The following is a 9,415-nucleotide window of genomic DNA, read 5'->3' as shown; positions in this document are numbered from 1 at the left end:
ACCGCCGTACTGGCGGCGCCAGTTGTACAACGTCGCCGCCGACACCTCGAGATCAGCGGCGATCTCCTCGCCGGTCTTGCCTTCCGCAGCCAACTCATCGGCCCGGCGCAATTTGCGCACGATGTCCTCCGCCGAGTGACGCTTGCGTCCTGCCATGATCCTCATCGTCCCTTCTCCGCCCTCATCAGGGCAATCAGGACTCTAAAACAACCCGGACCGGCTCACGGGGGACACGCCAAATACGTCACAGTGACGCAATGGGCAGACGGCGAAGCCGTTTACGTCAGTGGCGACAGAAGCTGAATCCCAAAGCAGCACGGCCGGTTACAAGTGCATGCGTCGCCACAACGAACGATAAACGCTGCGCAACGCTGTTACTCAAGCGATGGACGCGTAGTCAAACTACGACAGAACAGACTGACGACTCGCCAAATGGATGACAATTCCGCCAATCCCGGTGATCATCAACAGTCGTCGTCGTTGTGAACGAGCAAGGGGAGTGGCGAGCGTCGAAGCTCTGACCTGCGGCTCGCCATCTCGGGTGAAAATCGCGAGCCCAAATTCTTGTCAAAGTCGGTGGCGAATGTCCGGCGACTTCCTGACCAGCGAGTTTTGGGCCCCGTTTGGGACCTCGCGGCAGTTGGTAACCGTCATCGGGCTGGCGGACATCCTGTCGGCAGTGTGACCGGCGATGTCGCCAAAGCTCGTTCGGAGGCCGCCTACCGCCCGACCCCGAGCGGGCCGAACGGGGCATCGGCTCCGCCAACCCGCGGTACAGCTGAAACTCCCACAATCATGCCGTGCCAACCTCGTCGCACGACCCGGTCACGAGAGGCCGAGAACGCCTCCCGGGCCGTCGGCACCCGCGAGTAGCGATCCATCTGACGCGCCGCCACCTGCGGACTAGATGTCAGACCCAGACGGTAGAATTGACTTTCAATACTGACGAAAGTGGGTGCCCAGATGACGGAACGTCGCGACGAGGTCTCGCGCCGTGTGCGCCGTGTCCGCGCAATCCGGCGGACCACCGCACTCGAAGGTGTCCGCAGCACCGACGCCACTCGCGCCGACCAGGTGGCCTATGCAAAGGGCGAGATCGACTTGACCCAACTCGGCCAACTCGTCCGTCAGCGCTACAACCTCCCATAGGCCGCGCGCCGTGACGACGCGGCCATGGGATACCGGCGACCTCGATCGCAATTGGACGGGATACTTCATCCCCGCATCCTCGGTGCTGCGCAACCTTGTTCACGCGACCACGCACGACGAGCTCACCGACGCTGAGGTCGACCTGAGCGAATACCGACTCCTCGAGCTTCGCGAGAACCCGGTGCTCACAGGTCCACGCAGTTACGACCTTGCCCACCTGTGCGCGATCCACCGCCAACTTTTCTGTGACGTATACGAGTGGGCCGGCGAAGTCCGCACCGTCGGACTCAACAAAGGCGGTGTGGCGTTCTGTCCGCCGGCAAATATCGGTCAGCCGATGAACCACGTCGCCGACGAGATCGCTCGAAGTGATCAACTCCGGGCAGTGACACCAGACCAACTGCCCCGAACGGTCGCCTACCTCTACGACTACGTGAACTTCGCCCACCCATTCCGCGAGGGCAACGGGCGCAGCACCCGTGAGTTCTTCGACCAACTACTCGCCGAACGAGGTTGTGGACTCGACTGGGAGCGCACCGACTCGACCGAACTCCACACCGCATGCCACGACGCCCGCGACACCGGCGACCTAAGCGGCCTCATCCACATGTTCACCAACATCATCGACGATCACCCCGCGTATTGAGGCGAATCGCAGTCGCCGGCGCCGAGAGTGCCCGCTACCCACTGCAAAACCTGTACCTGGCGGGAGTTGAGTAACTGTGTGAGGCCACAACTCACGCTATAGCCACCATCGAGGTGAAGCACCGGACAATCGGGGTCTCAGATACTGGAATCACTACATTCGCGCACTTGCGCACCGCTTCCCGCGACAATGCGACTAGGGCGCAGCATGACACGCCGACGGTGAAAACTGGCACTGGATTTACTGAAGTGAGCGTACCTTAGGTGTATGACCGCAGAAAGCGACGCCATCGGGAGCCTCCGGACTTCGGGCCTCATCGATGTCCTGACATGGGCGGCGCCCGTGGCGTTCAGAGCAACGGATCAGCTCTACGACGAGGACCAGGGCCACGGCCAGGGTTTCGTCGGCTACGTCAACTTTACGCACTTCAGGGATCTCGTTGATCGCGCTACGGCGAATGGCCGCTTCAAGCTGGGCGATGGGCTCGACAGTCTCGGTGAGGACGTGCTCAAGCGTGGCATCACACCAGAAGCTTTCGAGTCGATGCCGAGACTTCAAGCAGGTGCGGTTGTGCGCTGCGACTACAAGCAGTCACCAGGCTGGTCGATCGATGGTTACCGGGTTCTGTTGCAGTCGTGCGAATTTGGGAAGGTTGACGAGATCAAGTGGGTGCAGCGTAGCCACGCGAAGAAGCGCGTCGCCGACCAACTGTTCCTCGAAGATGACGCACTCTTCTCCAAAGAGGAACTCGGTCTCGAGACCATCTCCGGCATCCCGGACGACGACAACTTCGCCGGGGTGACGCTCATCGCGGCGCATGCATTCAACCCGACAACAAAGCAGTTCGAACTCTACCTCGGCCAAAGCAAGAACCCCGCGTATGCCGACGACTCCTGCTGGCACTGGAAGAGGCGGCTGCTCTCGGGTGGCACCCCGGTCGGTGGACCCGGCCTACCAGTCACGCCCTCGATGCCCACCGGCGGCGCCTCGACCGACGTCGAGGACGTCCCAGTGCGGATGAAGCGGACTGACGCAGGCGAGGCACCGGGTATTGCGGATGGCTGAGGTATATCGTCCCTCCCACACGCTCGCGGCCGCAGCGTCGTTCTTCAACGGCGAGCGCCTCACCATGGCACGTCAGCTCAAGGGACTCAAGAAGTCTCACCTCGCCACACTCATCAAGATGTCACCTGCCTCGGTGACCGCATGGGAGAGCGGAGCCAAACAACCCAACCGAGCGACGGTGGCGAAGCTGGCACTGGCACTGCAGGTCGAACCGCAGTTCTTCGCGGGCGGCGCTCCGCCGAAGACCGACAAGCCCAACTTCCGCTCGCTGCGCTCGACGCCGCAGATCGCGCAGGACGAGGCGGAGGCGTATGGCCGGTTCGTTGCTGAGATCGCAGGGATGCTTGAGAACGCCGTCGAATTTCCCGAGGCACTGCTCCCAGATCTTCCGATTGATCCCGATGAGCGGTCGATGGCACCGGAGGAGGCAGCCCGAATAGCGCGGGAGTACTTCGATATTCCGCCGGGGCCAGTGCAACACGTCATACGACTCGTGGAGCGGCGCGGCGTGGTGGTCGTGTTCAGCGAACCCGGTGTGGCCGCCATCGATGCCTATTCACTGCAGTCAGCAACCCGCCCGATCATCGTGCTGAACCCCGTGAAGGACGACTACTACCGTCAGCGATTCGACGTTGCCCACGAACTTGGGCATCTGATCATGCACCACGACGCGGAACCGGGCGGCAAAGTCGCGGAGGACCAGGCCAACCGGTTCGCGGCGGAGTTCCTGATGCCAGCCGCGGAAATCGCCGCGCTCCTTCCAAACTCGACTGCTGGCAAGGCGTGGGCGCAACTGGCAGATCTCAAGGAGTACTGGGGTGTGAGCCTCGCGGCCTTGCTGTACCGCGCGCGTGCACTTCGAGTCATGAGCGATGTCTCGTACCGCAACGCAGTCATCCGCATGTCGCAGAATGGCTGGCGGCGAGCCGAGCCTGGACGGATCTCCTCGTTGGAGATGCCTTCGATGCTGCCGCGCGCACGTGAGGTGCTACGCGACGCAGGCGTCGACGAAGAGTCCTTCCTCGCCGGGTCGGGGCTGCCCGTGAGCCTGTACGAGATCGCGGCGTCGCGGGTGCCAGTCACGGTCGTGAAGGAGCCGAGGCAGTGAGCGTGTCCTCACCATCGCCGCAACTGGAAGCACGGCATCATTTCCACCGCTATCACTCGGAAGCACCAGGGCCTCAAGATCTCCTCAAACCCCAGAGCCACAAAACCAATCCAGCGGAATGGTCGTAACCGAGAACGTGAGGGCACTGCGCGCGGCGTGGCGGCACTCCAATAGCCCAGCGGCTACATATGCAAGGCGTGCGGAATTGCTCCCAGAACGAGGACCGACACTCCACATCGAGAGAGACCGGATGGCACAAACGAAAGATCAGCAACTCAAGGCCGTCGTGATCGGCATGGCACTTGGTGTGCTCGCACAGGACGTTGCCGCTGTGACAAGCCGCAAGATGTCACTGGAGTTCGCGTTCAATCACGCATGGCGTAATTGGCGTGCGGCGAGACACTTCCCGAGCATCAAGGGACACGATCCCGGAAACCTCTTCTGGATCGGTCTCGGCAAGTCCGAGCGGAGATCAGGCGCATGTGCCGCCTGGAAACACGGCACGTGGTGCACGCCCTATGTCACCCTCGACGACTGGACAGTTGCAGAAGCCCTCGACCTCCACGCCGACTCAAATGTGACCGCGCAAGACTGGATCGAACTCGGCCGACTCTTCGTGGAGTACTTCAAGCCCGAAGACGTGCGGCGAGCGCAATGAGCGATCGGCCGGTCATCGACCTACGCGCGTTGAGGAGTGCGGCGAGCGCGCGGCCGTCGTGCTTGTCCATCGACGGCCACGGATGGGGCCGTGGGGCGGCGGGTTCTGGCGTGCCTAGCCGTGGATTGCGCATAGCTCGGGGTTACGTTGCGCGACCCGGCGGGTCGTCGGCGGCCCCAAATCTCCTTCGTCGTCTACGTGCCGACGTAGATGCAACATATGTCTTCGACCCAGGTGTGTCGGAGAGGTGCTTGGCTTTCCGGGTGTCGCAGATGAAGTGGGTTGAGGTTTCATGAGGATTCGGCGGATCGACATTTCCCACTTTCGGGGGATTGAATCGTGTGCGTGGGTTCTTCGGCCCGATCAGAGGTTTGTGTCCCTCATCGGACCGGGGGATGCAACGAAGTCGACGGTCCTCACCGCAATCGAGCGGTGCCTGACTGATCGGTGGCGCGTCGAGTTCCGTGACACCGACTTCTTCAATGCCGACGTCACGGTTCCGATCGTGATCCGCATTGCGGTGGACGATCTGACCGAGGACCTCATGTCGCTGGATGCCTTCGGCTCGATGTTGTGCGGCATCAACAGCGACGGCCAGCTGACCCACGATCCAGCGGACGCTGAGGATGCGTGCGTCGCTATCGAGTTGCGCGTCGAGGATGATCTGGAGCCCCAATGGACGGCCGTCCGACCCGGCGACACTGAAGGGCAGCCCGTCAAGTCGAGCCTGCGTAGCCGTTTCGGGGTGTACCGCGTCGACGAGCGCGTCGATGCTCACCTGCGGTGGTCACGAATGTCGGCCCTGGGCAAGCTCACCGAAAGTCGACATGGCACCCGCAGCACCTTGACCGCGGCCAACCGCGCGGCACACAAAGCGGTGTCGGCACATGTCACCACCGAATTGGCCGATCTCGCGACCGAAATCCAGCACAAAATGAAGGCACTCGGGAGCGCCGACTTCGTCGAACTGAAGCCCGGTTTGGATCTGTCGCTGACCAACTCGCAAGGCAACCTTGCGCTGTTCGACGGCTCTGTCCCACTGATGAACTTCGGGTTAGGCACCCGACGGCTCGCCGGCGCGGCGGCCCAGCAACTGGCACACGCCGGCAGCGCAATACTGCTGGTCGACGAGGTCGAATACGGACTCGAACCGCATCGCCTCGCGCACCTGCTCACCACCCTCCGCACACCCAATGCGTACGCGCAGGTATTCATCACCACGCACTCACCGACCGCGCTTGTTCATCTCGATGCCCAAGACCTGGTGACGGTCCGCACGACGTCGGGCGTCACGACGCTCCAGTTGCTGGGCGATCCCGCCTCCCTACAGTGCACTCTGCGCTCCTCCCCGGCGGCGTTTCTGGCCAAGCACGTCATCGTCTGCGAAGGCAAGACCGAACTGGGGATCGTGCTCGAAGCTCTCGAGCGCTGGGACCGACTGCGGAGCAGCGACAACCAAGCACCCAGTGCCGCACTCGGTGTAGTGGCCGTGGAAGGAGGTGGCGGCGCGGCTCCGAGCAGAGCTCAATCACTGTGTGACGCCGGGTATCAGGTCACGCTGTTCGCCGACAGCGATGACCCCGTCACCAGTGCCAAGTATCCTGGTCTCTCCGCAACCGGGATTCAAGTCATCGAGTGGGGCAACAGTTTTCATACCGAGGCTGCGATCTGCAACGACCTCGATGCGCCGGCGCTGACAGACCTCATCGCACTGGCGGTCAGCGTCGCCGACGATGCCGAAACCGCACAACAGTCAATCCACTCGCAACTCCAATCCAGAGGCGCGCCGCGCACCACATCACCGACCGACGTCGAGTCGTGGATCGAAGCCAACACCACTCTTGAGAAGGCCCGCGAGATCATCTCCCGCACCGCCCACGAGAAGACATGGTTCAAGAACGTGGAGAAGGGCCGACGACTCGTCGGATTTCTCGCGACACAACCCGGTGATCTGCTGTCCGACGGGCCCGAGGTCGGCATATCCCCTCTGGCCCAGGGATTGGCGAGAATGCAGCATGCAGTGTATGGAACCCGCGTGGTCGAGAAGGCAAGTCATGACGAATCCGGCACCTGACCTGGCGGCGGTGAGTTGTGCGTTCTCGCAGGCACTCCCCGCGTCGGTCGAGATGCCGGCCGGGACGGGGAAGACGCAACTCCTTGCCGCGACCGTCACCGCACTCACTCGTGCGGGTTCGACGGTGTTGGTCCTGACCCACACCCACGCCGGTGTGGACGCAATTCGCCGTCGGCTCAAACACTTCCACGCGCCACCGCTATTCACGGTCACGACCATCACAAGTTTTGCGTTCCGTCTTGCGCGGGCGTACCCGACACTGGCCGGGGTCACGGTGCCCGCGGTCCCGGCGTGGAATGACTCGGAGGCCTACTTGCAGGGAGCGGTTAACACGTGCTCGTCTCGACACATCCGCCGCGTCCTCGAAGCTTCGTTCGCGGTCCTGTTGGTCGACGAATACCAAGACAATTCCCAGTTGCAGCATGAGTTCGTCGTCGCGCTGTCCAGAGCTATCCGACGCATCGGTGTGCTCGGCGATCCGTTGCAGGCAATCTTCGGGTTCTCCGACCCTCTGGTGCCGTGGCCCACCGTCACCGATACGTTCCCACCGTTCCAGGCCTCGATCAAGCCGTGGCGGTGGCACGAACACAACAGCGCGCTCGGGGAGTGGCTCCTCGCGATCCGACCACTACTGACCGCCGGTGCAACACTGGACCTTTCACCACAGTCGCTGCCGCCCGGGGTCACCTTCGTGGCCACACAGCACGCTCGTCGCTCGATGCAACTGAGAGACGCCGTCAAACGAATCCCGCGCACCGATTCGGCTGTTGTCATCTCCGGGCCTCGGCCCGATCAGGCCCGAAGAATGTCAGCAGACCTGACGGGCGAGTACACGACGATGGAAGACATCGCCGGCAACTTCATGAACGAGCGGCTCACGCGCCTCGCAGCGACGCCTCCCGAACAGTACAGCCTTTGGCTGGCAGAGACGATCAAGAAGTGTTTCAGCGGTCACAGTGGTATCGACAGGCCGATCATGGACAAACTCCGCCACGGCAAAGACATTCGGCACCTTCGACGTGATGGACTCGCCGACGCAGTCGGTGCCCTCGCCACTCTGACCACCAACCCATCCCTGCACGAACTTGTCGCGGCGATGGACGATATCAGAAACCATCCGGGGTGTCTTCGTCTCCACTCACGCGAAGCGTGGGCTGACATGCGGACCGCGATCCTGGAATCCGCCGCCGCGGAAGATGGATCAGTCGATCTCGTGGACGCGCTCGCTCGGACCCGCGATCGACTACGGCATTTGGGTCGCGGTAATCGACGTCGTGTCGTCTCGCGAACCCTGCTTGTCAAAGGGCTTGAATACGACCATGCGATCCTCGCCGACGTTAGCGCGATCAGTGACGCGCACAATCTGTACGTAGCGCTGAGCCGTGGACGTAAGACCGTGACAATTCTCGGCGAGAACGACCACATCACGGTCACACCAACCCAACTCGCCCCGAGACCATCCGCACGCGGTTCGGCTCGCGCAAAGAACGGCCGAGGCTGACGGGCGTCACCAACAACACCAGTGGCGGAGGTCGTCAACCGGCGGTCGCCCACCGCACCCGCAAGGGCCGCTATCCATGTGGAGTGTGCGGATCGGTCGAGAAGATGACGAAATCGCATGTGCCGCCTCAATGTTCGGGTAACACCGATGCGGTTACCCGATCAATGTGGATGGCACACAACAGCCGAGTCGAACTCGGCCGCCCCGACCAGGGAGGAGTCTGGTTCCGCGGGCTGTGTCGAAAATGCAACACTGCAGCCGGCCAGTTCGACACCGCCTACGCCCATCTGGCCGACATTCTCAGACCACTGTGGCTAGCGTCGCTGAATCAATCGTCACCGCAGGATCAGGCCACCCCACACGACCCGATCAGGCCCGGTGCGGTCGCCAGGTCGATCATGCTGGGCATGTGCGCAACAACTCCGATAATCCGCTTCAACTGGCCGCAGGTCCGACAGCTGCTCTCCAGCAAGCGGGTTCAGCTTCCAGACCAGTACCGTCTCTATCTGGCTGCCGCACAGGGCCGCAGCGCGTGGGTGTCGGGGACCATCGCAGGCCACTACTCAAATGCGAACACCACAATGAATAGCCCGGCCGTGATGATGTCGATGTCAGCGGTCTTCTTTCCGCCATTGGCGTGGCAACTCGTGGCCACCGATGGTTGTCAACCCGAACGGTGGGCCGACGTCAGTTCCTGGTGCGAATACCCACCCGACCGCGAGATTGATCTTCACGAACTCGTCGATCGAGTCAGATTCGACTGCCACCCACGCCACAAGCCGAACGGCGACACGAATTGGATCGACCACATCCAATCCGACGTGTCATCGATCATCGAATCATTCGACATCACCGGGAGCGACCCCTACATCACCGAGGCGAGACGACGCCTCATGCAACGACGACTGGTTCCAACAGACGAAGTGTTCGAGGCACTACGCCGGAACGGCTACGACCTCGAAGACGTTTGACGCACTCGCCAGGGTCCTGGGCATCGCGGTGGCCTCGCCAGACCGCCCGAGTGCATCCGTAAAATTCGATCGCGTCGGAACCGCAGCGGCGGACAATCCGCGTGTGAGTGACGAGGTGTCAGCGACGAACTCGGGTGCTTGACAGCAGAGATTCTGCACGCGCTCAACCTGCTTGGGACCATCCCCCCCAGCAACGCTTCGTCGGTGTCAACGGCGAGGTTAACGGGATCAGTCTCAAGGAAC

Annotated in this window: 9 protein-coding genes; 8 read left to right on the top strand and 1 reads right to left on the bottom strand. The window is 62.3% G+C overall.

Features of this window, described 5'->3' with window-relative positions:
* Window positions 1-156: transposase (locus GOSPT_RS01825; RefSeq protein ID WP_039854316.1), on the bottom strand; the 156-nt coding region annotated here is incomplete at its 3' end.
* Window positions 157-963: 807 nt separating this feature from the next.
* On the opposite strand from GOSPT_RS01825, the gene GOSPT_RS01820 reads away from it, so the two are divergent.
* The 8 genes from GOSPT_RS01820 to GOSPT_RS01785 all read left to right on the top strand — a co-directional run bounded on the left by GOSPT_RS01820 (window position 964) and on the right by GOSPT_RS01785 (window position 9,172).
* A complete protein-coding gene (locus GOSPT_RS01820; protein WP_005202269.1) occupies window positions 964-1,149 on the top strand; it encodes an antitoxin VbhA family protein in 186 nt (61 codons plus the stop codon).
* A gap of 10 nt (window positions 1,150-1,159) precedes the next feature.
* Window positions 1,160-1,795 carry a Fic/DOC family protein gene (locus tag GOSPT_RS01815; RefSeq protein WP_005202267.1) on the top strand — a complete coding sequence of 212 codons (636 nt, stop codon included), beginning with the start codon at window positions 1,160-1,162 and terminating at the stop codon, window positions 1,793-1,795.
* A gap of 267 nt (window positions 1,796-2,062) precedes the next feature.
* Window positions 2,063-2,860 (top strand): hypothetical protein, encoded by a 798-nt coding sequence (locus tag GOSPT_RS01810; protein ID WP_005202265.1) that lies wholly within the window; start codon window positions 2,063-2,065, stop codon window positions 2,858-2,860.
* Window positions 2,853-3,968: a helix-turn-helix domain-containing protein gene (locus GOSPT_RS01805; protein ID WP_005202263.1), complete on the top strand. Its 1,116-nt coding sequence runs from the start codon at window positions 2,853-2,855 to the stop codon at window positions 3,966-3,968. The genes GOSPT_RS01810 and GOSPT_RS01805 overlap by 8 nt, the downstream gene beginning before the upstream one ends.
* A gap of 250 nt (window positions 3,969-4,218) precedes the next feature.
* The gene (locus tag GOSPT_RS01800) at window positions 4,219-4,626 is read left to right on the top strand and encodes a hypothetical protein (RefSeq protein ID WP_005202262.1); all 408 of its coding nucleotides are present in this window, start codon (window positions 4,219-4,221) and stop codon (window positions 4,624-4,626) included.
* A 373-nt stretch (window positions 4,627-4,999) separates the two neighbouring features.
* A complete protein-coding gene (locus GOSPT_RS01795; protein WP_051993721.1) occupies window positions 5,000-6,700 on the top strand; it encodes an ATP-dependent nuclease in 1,701 nt (566 codons plus the stop codon).
* On the top strand, window positions 6,681-8,201 hold the full coding sequence (locus GOSPT_RS01790; RefSeq protein WP_005202260.1) for a UvrD-helicase domain-containing protein: 1,521 nt from the start codon (window positions 6,681-6,683) through the stop codon (window positions 8,199-8,201). The genes GOSPT_RS01795 and GOSPT_RS01790 overlap by 20 nt, the downstream gene beginning before the upstream one ends.
* 407 nt (window positions 8,202-8,608) lie before the next feature.
* The gene (locus GOSPT_RS01785) at window positions 8,609-9,172 is read left to right on the top strand and encodes a hypothetical protein (protein ID WP_141630775.1); all 564 of its coding nucleotides are present in this window, start codon (window positions 8,609-8,611) and stop codon (window positions 9,170-9,172) included.
* Window positions 9,173-9,415 lie beyond the last annotated feature (243 nt).

The sequence above is a fragment of the Gordonia sputi NBRC 100414 genome, assembly GCF_000248055.1.
Classification (GTDB): Bacteria; Actinomycetota; Actinomycetes; order Mycobacteriales; family Mycobacteriaceae; genus Gordonia; species Gordonia sputi.
This window is presented reverse-complemented; position numbering and strand designations above follow the sequence as displayed.

Bases quoted from the DNA above. Each gene is read 5' to 3' on its own strand.
- GOSPT_RS01800 (WP_005202262.1), top strand. From the start codon at position 4,219: ATGGCACAAACGAAAGATCAGCAACTCAAGGCCGTCGTGATCGGCATG.
- GOSPT_RS01805 (WP_005202263.1), top strand. From the start codon at position 2,853: ATGGCTGAGGTATATCGTCCCTCCCACACGCTCGCGGCCGCAGCGTCG.
- GOSPT_RS01785 (WP_141630775.1), top strand. From the start codon at position 8,609: ATGTGCGCAACAACTCCGATAATCCGCTTCAACTGGCCGCAGGTCCGA.
- GOSPT_RS01820 (WP_005202269.1), top strand. From the start codon at position 964: ATGACGGAACGTCGCGACGAGGTCTCGCGCCGTGTGCGCCGTGTCCGC.
- GOSPT_RS01790 (WP_005202260.1), top strand. From the start codon at position 6,681: ATGACGAATCCGGCACCTGACCTGGCGGCGGTGAGTTGTGCGTTCTCG.
- GOSPT_RS01810 (WP_005202265.1), top strand. From the start codon at position 2,063: ATGACCGCAGAAAGCGACGCCATCGGGAGCCTCCGGACTTCGGGCCTC.